This is a genomic window from Citrobacter sp. RHB35-C21, assembly GCF_013816515.1.
In the GTDB taxonomy this organism is placed as follows: Bacteria; Pseudomonadota; Gammaproteobacteria; order Enterobacterales; family Enterobacteriaceae; genus Citrobacter; species Citrobacter braakii.
Genome location: NZ_CP057147.1, coordinates 1,444,958 through 1,461,281 on the forward strand (window position 1 = coordinate 1,444,958; position 16,324 = coordinate 1,461,281).

At 54.2% G+C, this 16,324-nt stretch carries 16 protein-coding genes; 8 read left to right on the forward strand and 8 right to left on the reverse strand.

Translation table 11 applies throughout. The features are described from left to right. Window positions 1-230: 230 nt before the first annotated feature. Entirely contained in the window at window positions 231-1,379 is a 1,149-nt protein-coding gene (locus HVZ39_RS07015) for a 3-phenylpropionate MFS transporter (protein WP_181633401.1), read from the forward strand. Here HVZ39_RS07015 and csiE read toward each other — a convergent pair. From csiE to HVZ39_RS07050, 7 genes are all read right to left on the reverse strand, one after another. Next, on the reverse strand, window positions 1,374-2,651 hold the full coding sequence (gene csiE / locus HVZ39_RS07020) for a stationary phase inducible protein CsiE (protein ID WP_131379778.1): 1,278 nt from the start codon (window positions 2,649-2,651) through the stop codon (window positions 1,374-1,376). The genes HVZ39_RS07015 and csiE overlap by 6 nt on opposite strands. Before the next feature lie 248 nt (window positions 2,652-2,899). Beyond that, window positions 2,900-3,499, reverse strand: coding sequence for an SIS domain-containing protein (locus HVZ39_RS07025; RefSeq protein ID WP_047416447.1), 600 nt, complete (start codon window positions 3,497-3,499; stop codon window positions 2,900-2,902). Next, window positions 3,496-5,133: an FGGY-family carbohydrate kinase gene (locus tag HVZ39_RS07030; RefSeq protein WP_003847100.1), complete on the reverse strand. Its 1,638-nt coding sequence runs from the start codon at window positions 5,131-5,133 to the stop codon at window positions 3,496-3,498. Before HVZ39_RS07030 ends, HVZ39_RS07025 begins: the two co-directional genes overlap by 4 nt. A 17-nt stretch (window positions 5,134-5,150) precedes the next feature. Then, the gene (locus HVZ39_RS07035) at window positions 5,151-6,104 is read right to left on the reverse strand and encodes an ABC transporter permease (protein WP_047416445.1); all 954 of its coding nucleotides are present in this window, start codon (window positions 6,102-6,104) and stop codon (window positions 5,151-5,153) included. Window position 6,105: 1 nt separating this feature from the next. Next, window positions 6,106-7,095 carry an ABC transporter permease gene (locus HVZ39_RS07040; protein WP_008785467.1) on the reverse strand — a complete coding sequence of 330 codons (990 nt, stop codon included), beginning with the start codon at window positions 7,093-7,095 and terminating at the stop codon, window positions 6,106-6,108. Continuing rightward, window positions 7,088-8,596: a sugar ABC transporter ATP-binding protein gene (locus HVZ39_RS07045; RefSeq protein ID WP_016154014.1), complete on the reverse strand. Its 1,509-nt coding sequence runs from the start codon at window positions 8,594-8,596 to the stop codon at window positions 7,088-7,090. Before HVZ39_RS07045 ends, HVZ39_RS07040 begins: the two co-directional genes overlap by 8 nt. Window positions 8,597-8,699: 103 nt before the next feature. Continuing rightward, window positions 8,700-9,683: an autoinducer 2 ABC transporter substrate-binding protein gene (locus HVZ39_RS07050; protein ID WP_003037665.1), complete on the reverse strand. Its 984-nt coding sequence runs from the start codon at window positions 9,681-9,683 to the stop codon at window positions 8,700-8,702. A gap of 420 nt (window positions 9,684-10,103) precedes the next feature. Here HVZ39_RS07050 and HVZ39_RS07055 point away from each other — a divergent pair, with 420 nt between their 5' ends. Beyond that, entirely contained in the window at window positions 10,104-10,742 is a 639-nt protein-coding gene (locus HVZ39_RS07055; protein ID WP_016157142.1) for a DUF1007 family protein, read from the forward strand. After that, the gene (locus tag HVZ39_RS07060) at window positions 10,733-11,713 is read left to right on the forward strand and encodes a nickel/cobalt transporter (protein WP_094168724.1); all 981 of its coding nucleotides are present in this window, start codon (window positions 10,733-10,735) and stop codon (window positions 11,711-11,713) included. The genes HVZ39_RS07055 and HVZ39_RS07060 overlap by 10 nt, the downstream gene beginning before the upstream one ends. Before the next feature lie 84 nt (window positions 11,714-11,797). Here HVZ39_RS07060 and suhB read toward each other — a convergent pair whose 3' ends face one another. Next, window positions 11,798-12,601, reverse strand: a complete 804-nt coding sequence (gene suhB / locus HVZ39_RS07065; protein WP_046275219.1) for an inositol-1-monophosphatase — start codon at window positions 12,599-12,601, stop codon at window positions 11,798-11,800. Between the two features lie 118 nt (window positions 12,602-12,719). Here suhB and trmJ point away from each other — a divergent pair, with 118 nt between their 5' ends. The 5 genes from trmJ to iscA all read left to right on the forward strand — a co-directional run bounded on the left by trmJ (window position 12,720) and on the right by iscA (window position 16,298). Beyond that, entirely contained in the window at window positions 12,720-13,451 is a 732-nt protein-coding gene (gene trmJ / locus HVZ39_RS07070) for a tRNA (cytosine(32)/uridine(32)-2'-O)-methyltransferase TrmJ (RefSeq protein ID WP_181633402.1), read from the forward strand. Between the two features lie 217 nt (window positions 13,452-13,668). After that, the gene (gene iscR, locus HVZ39_RS07075; RefSeq protein ID WP_005120405.1) at window positions 13,669-14,160 is read left to right on the forward strand and encodes a Fe-S cluster assembly transcriptional regulator IscR; all 492 of its coding nucleotides are present in this window, start codon (window positions 13,669-13,671) and stop codon (window positions 14,158-14,160) included. Between the two features lie 167 nt (window positions 14,161-14,327). Further along, window positions 14,328-15,542, forward strand: a complete 1,215-nt coding sequence (gene iscS / locus HVZ39_RS07080; RefSeq protein ID WP_016154009.1) for a cysteine desulfurase — start codon at window positions 14,328-14,330, stop codon at window positions 15,540-15,542. A gap of 25 nt (window positions 15,543-15,567) precedes the next feature. Further along, window positions 15,568-15,954 carry a Fe-S cluster assembly scaffold IscU gene (gene iscU, locus HVZ39_RS07085; protein ID WP_002913991.1) on the forward strand — a complete coding sequence of 129 codons (387 nt, stop codon included), beginning with the start codon at window positions 15,568-15,570 and terminating at the stop codon, window positions 15,952-15,954. Window positions 15,955-15,974: 20 nt separating this feature from the next. Continuing rightward, window positions 15,975-16,298 (forward strand): iron-sulfur cluster assembly protein IscA, encoded by a 324-nt coding sequence (iscA, locus tag HVZ39_RS07090; RefSeq protein ID WP_003835203.1) that lies wholly within the window; start codon window positions 15,975-15,977, stop codon window positions 16,296-16,298. The last annotated feature ends 26 nt before the right edge of the window (window positions 16,299-16,324 follow it).

Genomic DNA, 16,324 nt, shown 5'->3' on the forward strand with positions numbered 1-16,324 from the left:
TTTAGTTGCGTGTTTTTTAGCTAATTTTTCCCTTCCTTGCATTCCTGTTTACTCATCCCATTACATCTTCTGCTGTAAAATTGTACAGGTGTAAATGATTGTGGATTCGGATAGCCAACAGTGTTGGTTAAAAGTGATGTTTGTCACAATTATCTGGTAAATGTGAACAGTAGTACTCTTCAGAATGCGGCTTGTGTCATTAGACTAGGGCTTCTAAAACGGGAGGACCCATGGCTTTGCATTCCACGCGCTGGCTGGCGCTCGGTTATTTCACCTACTTCTTTAGCTACGGTATTTTTCTGCCTTTCTGGAGCGTCTGGCTCGAAGGGCTGGGGCTGACGCCGGAAACCATCGGTTTACTGCTGGGCGCGGGGCTGATTGCCCGTTTTCTCGGCAGTTTGCTGATTGCGCCGCGCGTAAGCGATCCCTCTCGTCTGATCTCCGCTTTACGTATTCTGGCCCTGTTGACGCTGGTGTTTGCGCTGGCCTTCTGGGCGGGCACCAACGTGGCGTGGCTGATGGTGGTGATGGTCGGCTTTAACCTGTTTTTCTCGCCGCTGGTGCCGTTGACCGACGCGCTGGCCAACACCTGGCAAAAACAGATAACCATGGACTACGGTCGGGTAAGGCTGTGGGGATCCGTTGCCTTTGTGATTGGCTCCGCGCTGACCGGCAAGCTGGTGAGCCTGTTTGACTATCGGGTGATCCTGGTCCTGCTGTCGCTTGGCATCGCGTCGATGCTATTGGGGATGATGATCCGCCCGAGCGTGCAGCCAGCGGGGGAAAACCGTCAGCAGGAGAGCGCGGGATGGCCCGCCTGGCGTGCGTTGATAACCCAAAGCTGGCGTTTTCTGGCCTGTGTGAGTTTGTTGCAAGGTGCGCATGCCGCTTATTACGGGTTCAGCGCCATCTACTGGCAGTCTGCCGGATATTCCGCTTCGGCGGTGGGCTATTTGTGGTCATTAGGCGTGGTGGCGGAAGTGATTATTTTTGCGCTCAGTCACAAGCTGTTCCGCCGCTTTAGCGCGCGCGATTTGCTGCTGCTTTCCGCTGTTTGCGGCGTGGCACGTTGGGGGTTGATGGGCTGGAGCACTGAGCTACCGTGGCTGATTGTGGTGCAAATCCTCCATTGCGGAACCTTTACCGTCTGCCACCTGGCGGCAATGCGCTATATCGCGACGCGCCAGGGCAGCGAAGTGATACGTCTGCAAGCGGTGTATTCTGCGGTGGCGATGGGCGGCAGCATCGCCATCATGACCGTATTCGCAGGCTACCTGTACCAGAATCTGGGCAACGGCGTATTCTGGGTGATGGCGCTGGTGGCGCTACCGGCAATCTTTCTGCGCCCGAAGGTGGTGGCGCAGCCTGCAACGTTATGATTCGAGGATTTTGCGGATCTGCTGCTGCTGATGCGGCGTAAGTGCCAGATCCGCATGAATCAACGGCGGAGAAAACAGCGGCAGCGGCGTGGTATACGGCGTAATAATCAGCGTGACTCCGCGCGGTGTACCCTGTTTTTGAAAGTCCTGCATCGGCATATGTTTTACGTTGAGCGGCAGCAGCGTCAGTTCGCGCAGCTGTTGCTCAATATGCGCTTCAAGTTGTTCATTGTTGCCGGTCAGCAGGATAATCTGCTTCTCGTGCAAATCCTTCTCCTGCATCAGCCAGGCACCGAAAATAACGGCGACCAGCCCAATCTCTTCTTCTGAAAACTGCACATCGTACTCCGCTTCGAAGCCATGTATCGCCTCGCGGGTAGTACGAACCAGACGGGGATAAAGTCGGCTGAACTCCTCCGGCAGCGTGTTATCAATGCCAATGGCAAACACGCTGCGGTTAAGCGCCTGGGCAAGGTGAATATACAGCTGATCGTTCAGTCCTTGCTCATCGCTGAAGCGCACATTGCCATACTCGCGAAAACGCAGCACCAGCCGTGCAATAGCAAGGCGCAGGCGACGATCCTGCTGGTGGTTATCGCGCACTGGGTCGGGGATACGGAGCATTGAGAACAGCAACGCCATAAACAGCGATTCGCCCGGCGGCGCACTCTGCATGACGTGGCGCTGCCAGTGGCGGCCAATTTCCTCCGCGAGCGGATACTCTGCGCAGGATTGCGCCCAGCGTTGCTGGAGCGGATTAAATTCCGGGGTGACTCCCGCGTGATGCTGTAGCAGACAATACTGTAAATACAGGCGCAGGAACTGGATGTCACGGTACTCAAACGGCTTCTGCAAGCGCCGGGAGCACAGATTAATGAGCGCATGCAGATTGGTGTCGTCATACAGCGTACGCGCGATACCTTGTTGTTTCAGCGCCATTTTTAATGCGGGTGTGAAATGCTGGGCGATGAAAGTCGGGCAGATCCGCAGACCGCGGCGCAGCCACTGCAACAGACACAGGCGCTGATTTAGCGGGGTCCCTTCGATCGTATAGCCGCCATTCAGCGCGGTGGTAATCGCGAGTCGGTGATAGCGCTGGATTTCGAGTCCTGCGCCAATAATATCTTCCTCAACAGTGGCATCATCAACGCCATTTAGGCGACTGAAGGTTTGAGCTGTAGCGATTTGCCCTGGCAGGAAAAGCGTCAGCAGCACCTGGCAACGGCGCTGGGGAGCGGAAAGTACAGATGGTGGAGCAAGCGTTGACATCATCTGTAGGATCTCCCGTAAGTATGTTTGATAAGAATAGCTAAAGTTTGCTCATAGATTTGGAGAATGGAATGCTTTCCACCAGGAATGCTGGAGAGCGTCACAGAATTTTTAACGTGCTGAACAGATAGCAGGAGTGGAACGCAGCGCGTTAACTGGCTTTTTCACTGTTTTATCTTCTATTGAGACATAAAAAAAACCCGCCTGAGGGTGACGGGTTGAGAAGACGAGTGGAAATGCGCGGTCTGGTGTTACTGCTCGCGGCTCAGCGTTAATCCCACATCACCGCCGGGATGTACAGACAATAGCGTCTCTTTTGAGTAACCGCTTTCGCTCATCAGACAGGCGCAGGCGGCGTCAAAGATAGCCAGGACCAGTAAAATTGAGGTGGTGGCCAACATGTTCAACGGGTCGGCCTCACGCTGGACGCCGGTGGAAATCACCAGCCTCGACGCTTTAGCAATGGCTGAGTCGGCGTTTTCAGTCACGCTCAGGATGGGCACATTTCTCGCAGCCAGCCCGGGCAGCAGTCGGGTGAGTTCATCCGAATTTCCCCCGCGTGATAGCATAATGACCAGATCGTCGGCGCGTAAAAAACCGAGATCGCCATGTGCCGCATCCGTCGCGTTGAGGTAAATCGCCGGACGTTCCACGCAGGCGAGCATGTGCGCAACTTTACGCGCCGCAATACCGGATGTACCGACGCCAGTGACGACGATTTTCCCCTGGCAACCGCGCAGCTCCGCCATTAGTGACTGCCAGACCGGTTCAGTCAGATGCTGTCCCAGACCTGCGAGGGCATCGCTATAGAGCTGAAATACGCCGATGGCCTGAGACCAGGAGTTACTCATGCGTCCTCCTGCATCAGTTGGCGGTATTTCATATGATCCTGATACATCTCGTGGAATACCCGATATTTGCGATCGTAGTACTGCTTAATGCGATTGGTCTGCGGGGTGACCGTTTTACCAATCCGGCTCATCGCCGACATCGCTTCCGGGAACGTGTCGAACACGCCTGCGGCGATAGTCCCCATCATCGCGCCGCCCAGCAGCATGGCTTCGCTCTCTTCAGGCAGCAGCATGGCGCAACCGGTGGCGTTGGCATGCTCCTGAACGAAGATCGGGTTTTTCGTCCCGCCGCCGCTGGCCATGATTGTATCGATGGTGTAGCCGCTTTGGTTCATCGTTTCAATGATATGGCGCGTTCCCAGCGCAATGGCCTGGATGGTTGCGAGGTACTGGAGCGCCATATCTTCCGGCGTGCGGGACAGCTTCAGTCCGGTGATTGCTCCCGTTAGCGTGGGGTTAGCGCGCGGCGAGCGGTTGCCGTGGAAATAGGGCAGGATGTGCATGTCACGGGTCAAAAAGGCGATATCTTCCGGCTCACCAGCCATTTTGCGCAGCAGCGCATTCAGCACTTCATAAATGGTTTGCCCCTGAGACTTAGCCTGCGTCAGCAGGGTTTCGTAACACGGGTGCGACTGAATAACGTGGTCGATTAACGCCCCGGTTGCTGACTGCCCGCCTTCATTGAGCCAGTATTCCGGCAGTACGGCTGAGTAGTAAGGGCCCCAGACGCCGCCGATAAAACGCGGCTCTTTGGAAATCGCCATGTGTCCGGTGGAGGTGCCACCAATTAGCGCGACACGACGGTCAAAATCCGCCACCTCGCCGGAAACTCCGCTTGCGCCGAGCGTTCCGAGCGTGCCGGCGTGGGCATCGATTATCGAGACGCTGACCGCGGTCCCCGGAATCAATCCCATTTCGCTGGCGGCGCGCGCGGACAGTCCGTGACCGAGCGGTTCGCCCATGGTTTTCACGTAGCGACCAATTTTGGCAGCATCATGTTCCAGCAAGTCTTCCAGACCAATCTGGCGGAAGTAGCTGGCATCCCATTTGTCTTCATGGCCCATATAGGTCCATTTACACACTGTCGAACACAATGAGCGTGTGTCATCGCCTGTTGCGCGCCAGGTCAGGAAATCGGGCAGATCAAAGTAGTAACCCGCATTGGCCCAGGTATTGGGCATATGCTGCTTCAGCCACAGCAGCTTTGGCGTTTGCATTTCCGGGGAGATAATGCCGCCAACGTAGTCCAGCACCCGATGATGCAGGGCGTTAATGCGTTCAGCCTGGGTAATGGCGCGGTGATCCATCCACACAATGATGTTCTGTTCGCTGCGCCCGGACGGGCTGATGGTCAGCGGTTTACCTTCTTTATCCAGCACCACCAGTGAGCAGGTAGCGTCAAAGCCCAGACCTTTCACCTGGATTGGGTTGATATCTGACTGGTTAATCGCATCGCGAACCGCGTTACACACCGCCTGCCAGATGTTATCGGAAGACTGCTCAACAAAATCGGCCTGCGGGCGGTAAATCTCGATAGCCCGACTGGCCTGGCCGACCATTCTGCCGTTGAGATCAAACACGCCGGCACGGGCGCTTCCGGTTCCGACATCCACACCAATAAAGTAACTTGCCATAATTTTTTCTCCTGAAATCAGGCTTTACGATTCTGTAATGCGATAAAGAGGATCAGCACCGCGCCCCACAGCGCCATCGTCAGATAGCTGCTGACCCCCAGCAAGTTAAGGCCGCTTTCCAGCATTTGCAGCACAATCAGCGCCAGTACCAGGCCGATAATGCGCCCGAAACCGCCATCCGGGTTGATGCCGCCGAGGACGGAGGCAAGGATGGTGACCAGCAGGTAGGACTCACCGTATCCGGCTTTTGCCGAGTTGAATTTCGCCATCATCAGAATGGCGGCGACCCACCCGAGCAGGGCAGAAATCACGTACACGGAAATTTGTACCCGGACGGTATTTACGCCGCTGTAGCGGGTAGCCTGTTCATTGGAACCCACGAGATACAGACTGCGCCCAAGCGTGGTGTGCTCCAGCAGTACCCACAGCAGGATTGCCACCAGGAAAAAGAGCAGCAGCGCTACCGGAATACCGGCAATCGTGGCGTTACCAAGATATTGAATGGCGGTCGGGAAACCGGAAATCACCGTCCCATTGGAAAGCAGAATATTCAGCCCGGAGATAAGCGTCATCGTGCCGAGCGTGGCGAGAATCGGCGAAACCCCGACCCAGGCAATCAGCGCGCCGTTGAGCGTACCGATTGCGACCGCCACGGCAGCGCCTGCCATCAGCGCCAGCACCAGAAACAGCGGGTTATCCGGATGGGTGACGATAATCGCCGCCATTACCAGCGAGCAGGCATTCGCTCCTGCAATTATCGACAGGTTTATGCCGCCGGTCAGCATGGTCATACCCATCCCGAGGGCCAGCATGCCAAGAATCGGAAGCTGCGAGCCAATCGACTGGAAGTTAGCGACGCTGAAAAAACGGCTGCCGAGCAGGGCCGAGAAGACCAGGGCGACGACCACAATAATGACGCATTGCAGACGAATGATGGCATCACCGGGTAAAAATCTGGCGATTGTTTTCATCTCAAAGCTCCCTTGCCAGTTTGCGTTTTTCGTTCCAGGCCGTGGCGCTAATGCTGACCAGGATAATGGCGCCGCTGAACACGGTGTGCCAGTAAGAGGAGACGCTGAGCAGCGTCAGGCCATTTTGTAAGAAGGCCAGCAGAACCACGCCGAGCAGTGTTCCGGTTAATGTGCCGCGTCCGCCGCTCATGCTGGTTCCGCCGAGCACGACCGCCGCCAGCACCGTCAACTCAAAGCCGAGCAGCGAATTGGGCGCAACTGACTGGGTGATTTGCGCCTGAACCACGGCGGCAACGCCTGCCAGAATACCCATGTAGCCATACACGTAGAAATGCAGCTTCAGCAGATTCAGCCCCAGGCGCGAAGCCGCATCACGATTACCGCCCATGGCGTAAACCTGACGGCCAAGACGGGTATAGTTCATCAGCACGGCGGTAAAGATGATCACAGCCGCCAGGCACAGCAGAGGCAGTGTCAAGCCGTAGTCGTAGCCATCCGCCGCGGTGAACGAGAACCAATTGATGCCGTTCATAAACCAGTCCGGAAAGCCGTACAGCCAGGTGCCTTTGGTGGCGTACACCAGCAGACCGTAGTAAACGTTCAACGTGGCGATGGTAATGATGATGGCCGGAACGCGCAGCCAGTAGACCAGGAAGCCATTAATAAGTCCCAGCAGCAGACCCACCGCAATCGCGATGATTAACGCCAGCGCGAAGTTGCCGCCGTGGCCAATAACCCAACTGGCCATCGCATACTGGGCTATCGCGGTCATCGCCGGAAATGAGATGTCGATCCCGCCGGAAATCAGTACCACAAACAGCCCGCAGGCAAGGATGCCGAGAATCGCATAGCTGGTAGCCACATCCGTCAGGTTCCCCAAAGACAAGAACTCATCGGTGCTGATGCTCAGCCCAACGGCAAGGGCCACAACCAGCAGGCCCAGCCAAAATTCATGTTGCCCGATTAAACGGGAGAGATGCATCTTATTCATTGATTACCTCGACCACTTCAGCAATCTCCTCTTCACGGCACTGATGAGGATTAAATTCCGCCACCAGCCTGCCGCGACGCATCACCAGCACGCGGTGGCTGTTGTAATACGCTTCCGGGATTTCATCGCAAATCATCAGCACCGCCATACCCTGTTCCGCCAGATCGCGGGCTATCTGGTAAATACCCTCTTTGTTGGCGATATCTACGCCTACGGTAGGGGAGTCGAGGATCAGGATGCGGGGATTAGTCGCCACCCATTTGGCAATGGCGATACGCTGGGCATTACCGCCGGAAAGGGTTTTAACCGGCAGGTGTGGATCGGACACTTTGATATTCAGCTCGCGGATCAAGTCGGCGACCAGTTTTTGCGCTTTACGATGATCGAGCAGGCCGCTGCCAGTATGCAGTTGATCAAACACCGTGACGATGGTGTTGTCGTAGATCGACTGCTCCATGATCAGCCCCTGCGTCAGGCGATCTTCTGAGACGTAGCCGATCCCATGTTTGATGGCATCATGGTTATTGCGAAGAGTGACCGGCTGGCCGTTAATGCGAATCTCACCGCTTTCTGGGTGCGTCATGCCAAACAGGCTCAGACAAAGTTCGGTGCGTCCGGCGCCCAGCAGGCCCACAATGGAGACAATCTCGCCGCCGTGCAGCGACAGATTAATGTTTTGGTATTTGCCTCTGCGGCTGAGGTTGCGCAGCTCCAGCAGGGGCTCTTGCTCAATAGCGGGTCTTTCCGGCAGCGGGCTATAGTGGAAGCGTTGTCCGGTCATCAGGAAAGCCAGCTCGTGGCTGTCGAGTTCGCTGGCAGGATAAGTGCCCACCAGTTTGCCATCGCGCATCACGCTGATGCGGTCAGCCACTTCCATCACTTCATCCAGACGGTGGCTGACAAACACTACACAAATTCCGGCAGCTTTTAGTTCGTTAACGACCCGTAGCAGGCCATTAACCTCCTGACGGGTTAGTGAGGCGGTGGGCTCGTCCATAATCACCAGACGCGCATCGGCGGCAATCGCCCGGCAAATGGCGACCAGTTGTCGGTCGGCAATCGAGAGTTTTTCAACCTTTTTATCGGGATCGATGTTCACACCGATGCGCTTCATGGCTGCCAGCGCCTGCTGCTTCATGGCGCCACGACGTACCCAGATATCGCCACCGGGCAGATAGCGGTTGACCGCGATATTCTCCGCGACGCTAAAGTTAGGGAACAACGACAGGTCCTGATAAATAACCTGAATGCCATAATGGGAAGAGAGCTGCGGCGTCAGGTGATGGAACAATTTGCCATCGAGTAAAATCTGCGCGCCTTTTTCCGGATGATAAACTCCGGAGATCACTTTAATAATGGTACTTTTACCACAGCCGTTTTGACCCGCCAGACAGTGAACTTCGCCTTTTCTCAGCGTCAGATTCACGTTATCCAGCGCCAGCACGCCCGGGAATTGTTTGCTGATATTCTCAAGAGTGATAAATGCGGTGGTGTCTGCCATGGACAATACCCCTGCGAGCGCCCGGATGGACGCTGAGTGTTAGTTTGGTTGATAGCGCCGGCCAGACGGCCGGCGTTAAGGTTCCCTGGTGTTGGCTAAAGCCTTAGAAACCAAGTGATTGTGCGTTGTCTTTGGTGACTTCGAGGATCTTGTTAAAGCGGATCACTTTCTTCTCCGTGTCGATATCGGCTTTCCCTAAACCATCGATACTCAGGTCGGCGTTAACTTCTTTGCCCTGCAACAGCTGATCGGCAACCGTTACCAGCGCGTAGCCCGCGTCTTTTGGATCCCACAGCAGCGCTTTTTTGATATCACCGCGCATCAGGTAAGGTGCAGCCTGTGCTGGCATTGCAATCCCGACAACGGCGATTTTATCTTTGGCGCGTTTTTTCTGCACAGCCTGACCCGCCCCGATTGGACCCAGCGAGCCGAAACCGATAATGCCCTTCATCTGTGGATAGGTTTTCATCAGGTCCAGCGTCGTGGCGTAGGATTTATCGATGCTTTCCGCGACCGGCAGACGTGAAGTGACCTCAAACATTTCCGGATATTTTTCTTTCTGGTACTTAATTGCATAATCCGCCCACGCGTTATGCAGCGGCACCGTCAGTGAACCGACATAGATGGCGTAACCCCCTTTGCCGCCCATGTTTTTTGCTAACTCATCGACGTTGGCCTGCGCGTATTTTTCACTATCGATGGTTTCGATATCCCATTGGCCAATTTGCTCATCCGGGGATTCGTGCGTCAGAACGACAATGCCTTTATCGCGCGCTTTTTTCAGTACTGGCTCAAGGACCTTGGCGTCATTCGGTACCACGATGATGGCGTTGACGTTTTTGGCGATCAGATCTTCAATCACTTTGACCTGCTGTGCCGGATCCGGCGTGGAAGGCCCGGTCTGGTAAGCATTCACATCCAGTTTTTTTGCTGCTTCATTAACACCGGTTTCCATCCGGTTAAACCACGGAATCCCGGTGACTTTGGCAACCACAGCAATTTCATATTTTTCCGCCGCAAAGGACGTGCCGGACAACATGCATGCAGAAACCAGGGTTGCACTGAGTAATGCGAGTTTGAATTTCATAGTTGTACCTTTCGTAGGGGGCAGGACATGTCACGGCGTGAAGTTAACAACGAATGGAAGAGGGAATGAATTACAAGTTTGGTGAATGTGATCTATGCCCATTATTGTAATTTTATGGAAAATAAATGGTTAAATATTGGTTAAATTTGAACGGAAATACACTCAGGAATTTAAACTCAGTGTTAATAAAACATTAAAATGAAACCATAAATTAACAAATTGTTATCATTTTACTTAAGTTGTGGCGACGAAAAGGTATTTGAGAGGATGTTGCTGAAGAAGAAATTGTTGAAATTGAGAACTGAATCGATACCGGAAAAGGGGGCTCAACATTTTTTCGTTCAATGGTATCCTCAGCACACTTTCGCCAAACACGGCATCATTATTTGTGGCGGTGTAGATTTTTCTCGTGGAGAACTCATGCAAGGCGTTAAACGTATCATTATGACGTTGTTTCTCGCGATCCTGTCCTTTGGCGCAGGTGCGCATCCCCACAGCTTTATCCATTTGAAAACCGAGATAGTGAGCGAGAATGACCAGTTCGTCGCGCTAAAAATGCGCTGGACGATGGATGAAATCACCTCGGCAGATCTGCTTTACGATGCGGGAAATGCCAAACCTGGTGATGAGATCTGGAAAAAACTGGCGGCAGAAGTGATGGCCAACGTCCTCGGGCAGCACTATTTCACCGAAGTGTGGCACGACGGGAAAAAGGTAAAGTTTAAAAACAGGCCGACGGAATATGGCATGGAGCGTGAAGAACATCAGGCAGTGCTGACGTTCGTGTTGCCGCTGGCGGAAGCTCAGCCGCTGAGCGGTCAAAAATATACTATTTCAACCTTCGACCCCACCTACTACGTTGATATGAGCTATGACAAAGACAGCGATGCCAGGCTGGCGCAGGCCATAAGTCAGCAATGCCGTATTTCAGTACATACGCCGACGCCGAATGAACAAATGCTGAGCTTTGCGCAGTCGCTGGATAAAGAAGACGCACCGCCGGAGGATATGGAATTGGGTAAACAGTTTGCACAGACGGTGACGCTGCAATGTCCGTAGTTTATCAACAACGCGCCGCCAGACGCCGCTGGCTCACGCTATGGCCGCTGGCGGTGTTTTTACTGCTGGCTGCAGTCGGCATACTGTGGCTATGGCAGGCCTGGCCGCAGGTGATGATGAAAAGTGTCGTCTGGCAGCGCGACGTTAACCAGCAGATGAGCGGTTTGCTGAAAGCCGTTGCCGCCAATCCGGCCCAGGCCGGGGGATCGCTGCTGCTGTTTAGTTTTCTCTATGGCGTGCTGCATGCGTTGGGACCAGGACATGGAAAAGTCGTCATTACCACCTGGCTGGCAACGCATCCCTCGAAGCTGAGATCGAGTATTGGCCTGACGCTGGCCTCATCTTTATTACAGGGACTGGTCGCCATCGGGCTGGTGGTTGTGGTGCTCACCATTTTGCAGTTGCCTGCACGACGGCTACATATGAGTAGTTTCTGGTTGGAGAAAGGGAGTTATGCGCTGGTTGGCGTGTTGGGCGTTTTATTGTGCGTCCGTGCGCTGAAGAAATTGCGCCAGTTGCTGCGTCGCCCGAAATTTATCGCCTTCACGCCGCACCATGTGCATCACGAGGGCTGTGGCTGTGGGCATCAGCATTTGCCTGATCCTGAACAGCTGCAAAGCGGTGATGACTGGCGCGCCCGGCTGATGATCGTTTTGTCTATGGGAATGCGGCCATGCTCCGGGGCAATTATGGTTTTACTGTTTAGCAAAGTGGTTGGCGTTTTTAGCTGGGGCATGGCGTCGGCGCTGGCGATGGCGGCCGGAACCTCTTTGACGATTACGTCACTGGCTTTGCTGGTACACAGTTTCCGCTCGCTGGCGGTGAGACTTAGCGGACATAAAGCGCCGGTGCTGTGGCGACAGATTGGCTGGACGACGCTGGCATTAGCCGGTGGTGCGGTGCTGATTGCTGCTGCGGTAGTGATGTGGGTGAGCGCGGTGCCGGTGGGGCGAGGGATTAGACCGTTTTAATCAAAGCCGGATGGCGGCTTCGCCTTATCCGGCCTGTATCAACACGTAAGCCCGGTAAGCATGACACCACCGGGCTGTACTGAATTAACGCTTCAGCGCGTCGCTCAGTTCGTCACGCATGTTAGCCAGCATGGCTTTCACTACGCGCGGATTACCTGCAACGATGTTGCCAGTCGCCATGTAGTTATGACCGCCGGTGAAGTCGCAAACCAGTGCGCCTGCTTCACGAGCAATCAGCTCACCTGCGGCGAAATCCCATGGTTTCAGACCGATTTCGAAGTAACCGTCAACACGTGCAGCGGCAACGTAAGCCAGATCCAGCGCAGCAGAACCTGTGCGGCGGAAGTCAGCGCACTCGGTAAACATCTTGCCAAGAATTTTCATGTAAGACGCGGCGTGCTGTTTCGCTTTGAACGGGAAACCGGTGGCGATGATGGTGCCGTCCAGATCGCGTGCGGTGCTGCCACGCAGACGGTAGCCGTTCAGCTGTGCGCCCTGGCCGCGGGTTGCGGTGAACAGTTCGTTACGCATTGGATCGTAAACAACGGCGACTTCAGTACGGCCTTTAATGCGTACTGCGATGGAAACCGCGAAGTGCGGCAGACGTTTTACGAAGTTGGTAGTGCCATCCAGTGGATCGATAACCCATTGAACATCCTGATCTTCACCAACATGCTCACCGCTTTCTTCGGTGATGATGGTGTGCTGTGGGTAAGATTTGCGAATTGTTTCGATAATAATCGCTTCGGCGGCTTTATCGACGTTAGTCACGAAATCATTGCTGCCTTTCTGGCTGGTTTCTACAGAGTCTGGCGTTTCGTAGTGTTTGGCAATTACATTACCCGCCTTGCGCGCTGCGCGCACGGCGATGGTCAGCATCGGATGCATCGGTCTCTCTCACTGGATGTTAAAGAACGGGAAAACGGCGCAGAGTATAGCAGCGAGTTCGGAATATGTCTTCGTTTTATGATAATATGTCCGAATAATCTTTAGCCGAAGAAATACAATGCTGCAAAATATTCGAATCGTGCTGGTGGAAACTTCTCACACTGGCAACATGGGCTCTGTGGCCCGCGCAATGAAAACCATGGGTTTAACAAATCTGTGGCTGGTAAATCCACTGGTTAAACCGGACTCCCAGGCCATCGCCCTGGCGGCTGGTGCCAGCGATGTGATCGGCAGCGCGCAGATCGTCGATACTCTCGATGAAGCGCTGGCGGGGTGCAGCCTGGTGGTGGGTACCAGCGCGCGCTCCCGTACGCTGCCGTGGCCGATGCTGGATCCGCGTGAATGCGGTTTAAAAAGCGTCTCTGAAGCAACGAACTCGCCGGTGGCGCTGGTGTTTGGACGTGAACGCGTTGGCCTGACCAACGAAGAGCTGCAGAAGTGCCATTATCACGTCGCCATTGCCGCGAACCCGGAATACAGCTCGCTCAACCTGGCGATGGCGGTGCAGGTCATCTCTTATGAAGTTCGCATGGCCTGGCTGGCAACGCAGGAAAGCGACAAGACCGCAGGATACGAAGAAGCTGAGTATCCGCTGGTCGATGATTTAGAGCGTTTTTACGGTCATCTGGAACAAACGCTGCTGTCGACCGGGTTTATCCGCGAAGGACATCCGGGGCAGGTGATGAACAAGCTGCGCCGTCTGTTCACTCGTGCGCGTCCTGAGAGCCAGGAGCTGAACATTTTGCGCGGAATTTTAGCTTCTATAGAGCAGCAGAATAAAGGCAAGTAAGCGTCTTGATGCCGGATGGCTGCACGATTTCCAGGCCGGATTAGCGAAGCGCCATCCGGTAAATGAAAATGGCACTGAAGGTTAAATACCTGACTAAATTAGTCAAGTAAATAGTTGACTGATTTAGTCGGGAATGTCAGACTTGCCCCTGCTATGCAATACCCCCATTTTACAATAAAAAACCCCGGGCAGGGGCGAGTTTGAGGCTAAGTAAGACATGAGACTGACATCAAAAGGGCGTTATGCCGTGACCGCAATGTTGGACGTTGCGCTCAACTCCGAAACGGGCCCGGTACCGTTGGCTGATATTTCTGAACGTCAGGGAATTTCCCTGTCATATCTGGAGCAGCTGTTTTCCCGTTTGCGTAAAAACGGTCTGGTTTCCAGCGTACGTGGACCAGGCGGCGGGTATCTGCTGGGTAAAGATGCCGGCAGCATCGCAGTAGGTGAAGTGATTAGCGCTGTTGACGAGTCTGTAGACGCGACCCGTTGCCAGGGCAAAGGCGGTTGTCAGGGCGGCGATAAATGCCTGACCCACGCGCTGTGGCGCGATCTGAGCGATCGTCTGACCGGTTTCCTCAACAACATTACGTTGGGCGAACTGGTGAATAATCAGGAAGTCCTGGATGTGTCTGGTCGCCAGCACACACATGACGCTCCACGCAGCACCCGCACGCAAGACGCTATCGACGTCAAACTGCGTGCCTAATAAAAATTACGCAATATCTTCTGGTTGCATCAAGGCAGCCAGAAAGATGAAGCGTAAAAAGTATTTCAGAATCAGGCCGGGGTGCCAGACGCCCCGTTAACTCGGTCGTACATCCAGCCGGTTGCCTGGTTCCTTGCATTGAAGCGATGTACGGAGTTTATAGAGCAATGAAATTACCGATCTATCTCGACTACTCCGCAACCACGCCGGTGGACCCGCGTGTTGCCGAGAAAATGATGCAGTGTCTGACCCTGGACGGAAACTTTGGTAACCCAGCTTCCCGTTCACACCGTTTCGGCTGGCAAGCTGAAGAGGCGGTAGATATCGCCCGCAATCAGATCGCTGATCTGGTCGGTGCCGATCCGCGTGAAATCGTCTTTACTTCCGGTGCGACGGAATCCGATAACCTGGCGATTAAAGGTGCAGCCAACTTTTACCAGAAAAAAGGCAAGCACATCATCACCAGCAAAACCGAACACAAAGCCGTGCTGGACACCTGCCGTCAGCTGGAGCGCGAAGGGTTTGAAGTGACCTACCTCGCCCCGCAGCGTAATGGCATTATCGACCTGAAAGAACTTGAAGCGGCAATGCGTGACGACACCATTCTGGTCTCCATCATGCACGTTAACAACGAAATCGGCGTGGTACAGGATATCGCAACCATCGGCGAAATGTGCCGTGCCCGCGGCATCATCTATCACGTTGATGCGACCCAGAGCGTGGGCAAACTGCCTATCGATCTGAGCCAACTGAAAGTTGACCTGATGTCCTTCTCCGGCCACAAAATTTATGGCCCGAAAGGTATCGGCGCGCTGTACGTTCGTCGTAAACCGCGTATTCGTATTGAAGCGCAGATGCACGGCGGCGGTCACGAGCGCGGTATGCGTTCCGGTACGCTGCCTGTGCACCAGATAGTCGGGATGGGTGAAGCTTACCGTATCGCCAAAGAAGAGATGGAAACCGAGATGGCGCGCCTGCGCACTCTGCGTAACCGTCTGTGGAACGGCGTGAAAGATATGGAAGAGGTGTACCTCAATGGTGACCTCGAGCAGGGCGCACCGAACATTCTCAACGTTAGCTTCAACTTTGTTGAAGGCGAGTCGCTGATTATGGCGCTGAAAGACCTGGCTGTGTCCTCCGGTTCTGCATGTACCTCTGCAAGCCTGGAGCCATCCTACGTGCTGCGCGCGCTGGGGATGACCGACGAGCTGGCACACAGCTCAATTCGTTTCTCTTTAGGTCGTTTTACTACCGAAGAAGAGATTGACTACGCCATCAATCTGGTTCGCAACTCCATCGGCCGCCTGCGCGACCTTTCCCCGCTGTGGGAAATGTTCAAACAGGGCGTGGATTTGAACAGTATTGAATGGTCACATCACTAATCGGTACCGATAAGGAGAATTCATCATGGCTTATAGCGAAAAAGTAATCGATCATTACGAGAATCCACGTAACGTGGGCTCTTTTGACAACAGCGACGAGAACGTGGGCAGCGGCATGGTGGGTGCACCGGCCTGTGGCGACGTGATGAAGTTGCAGATCAAAGTCAACAATGAGGGTATCATTGAAGACGCGCGTTTCAAGACTTACGGCTGCGGTTCCGCTATTGCCTCCAGCTCTCTGGTTACCGAATGGGTAAAAGGGAAATCTCTGGACGAAGCACAGGCGATCAAAAATACCGATATCGCCGACGAGCTTGAACTGCCACCGGTGAAAATTCACTGCTCTATTCTGGCTGAAGACGCGATTAAAGCCGCGATTGCGGATTACAAAAGCAAACGTGAAGCAAAATAATTAAGAGTTGAGGTTTTATTATGTCGATTACCTTAAGCGACAGTGCAGCAGCGCGTGTAAATACCTTCCTGGCAAACCGCGGTAAAGGGTTTGGTCTGCGTCTGGGCGTGAGAACCTCCGGCTGCTCAGGTATGGCTTATGTACTGGAATTTGTTGACGAGCCGGCGGCTGAAGATACCGTGTTTGAAGACAAAGGCGTAAAAGTCGTGATCGACGGTAAGAGCCTGCAATTCCTCGACGGTACGCAGTTAGACTTCGTCAAAGAAGGTCTGAACGAAGGGTTTAAGTTCACTAACCCGAACGTGAAAGACGAATGTGGATGCGGCGAAAGCTTCCACGTGTAACGCGCTTACTGATAACCCCACCGTGG

What these genes read in the sequence shown, in the direction of transcription:
- trmJ (WP_181633402.1), top strand. Translation starts at nt 12,720, where the DNA reads ATGCTGCAAAATATTCGAATCGTGCTGGTGGAAACTTCTCACACTGGC.
- HVZ39_RS07055 (WP_016157142.1), top strand. Translation starts at nt 10,104, where the DNA reads ATGCAAGGCGTTAAACGTATCATTATGACGTTGTTTCTCGCGATCCTG.
- HVZ39_RS07040 (WP_008785467.1), bottom strand. Translation starts at nt 7,095, where the DNA reads ATGAATAAGATGCATCTCTCCCGTTTAATCGGGCAACATGAATTTTGG.
- iscA (WP_003835203.1), top strand. Translation starts at nt 15,975, where the DNA reads ATGTCGATTACCTTAAGCGACAGTGCAGCAGCGCGTGTAAATACCTTC.
- HVZ39_RS07025 (WP_047416447.1), bottom strand. Translation starts at nt 3,499, where the DNA reads ATGAGTAACTCCTGGTCTCAGGCCATCGGCGTATTTCAGCTCTATAGC.
- iscS (WP_016154009.1), top strand. Translation starts at nt 14,328, where the DNA reads ATGAAATTACCGATCTATCTCGACTACTCCGCAACCACGCCGGTGGAC.
- iscR (WP_005120405.1), top strand. Translation starts at nt 13,669, where the DNA reads ATGAGACTGACATCAAAAGGGCGTTATGCCGTGACCGCAATGTTGGAC.
- HVZ39_RS07015 (WP_181633401.1), top strand. Translation starts at nt 231, where the DNA reads ATGGCTTTGCATTCCACGCGCTGGCTGGCGCTCGGTTATTTCACCTAC.
- HVZ39_RS07045 (WP_016154014.1), bottom strand. Translation starts at nt 8,596, where the DNA reads ATGGCAGACACCACCGCATTTATCACTCTTGAGAATATCAGCAAACAA.
- HVZ39_RS07050 (WP_003037665.1), bottom strand. Translation starts at nt 9,683, where the DNA reads ATGAAATTCAAACTCGCATTACTCAGTGCAACCCTGGTTTCTGCATGC.
- HVZ39_RS07030 (WP_003847100.1), bottom strand. Translation starts at nt 5,133, where the DNA reads ATGGCAAGTTACTTTATTGGTGTGGATGTCGGAACCGGAAGCGCCCGT.
- iscU (WP_002913991.1), top strand. Translation starts at nt 15,568, where the DNA reads ATGGCTTATAGCGAAAAAGTAATCGATCATTACGAGAATCCACGTAAC.
- HVZ39_RS07035 (WP_047416445.1), bottom strand. Translation starts at nt 6,104, where the DNA reads ATGAAAACAATCGCCAGATTTTTACCCGGTGATGCCATCATTCGTCTG.
- HVZ39_RS07060 (WP_094168724.1), top strand. Translation starts at nt 10,733, where the DNA reads ATGTCCGTAGTTTATCAACAACGCGCCGCCAGACGCCGCTGGCTCACG.
- suhB (WP_046275219.1), bottom strand. Translation starts at nt 12,601, where the DNA reads ATGCATCCGATGCTGACCATCGCCGTGCGCGCAGCGCGCAAGGCGGGT.
- csiE (WP_131379778.1), bottom strand. Translation starts at nt 2,651, where the DNA reads ATGATGTCAACGCTTGCTCCACCATCTGTACTTTCCGCTCCCCAGCGC.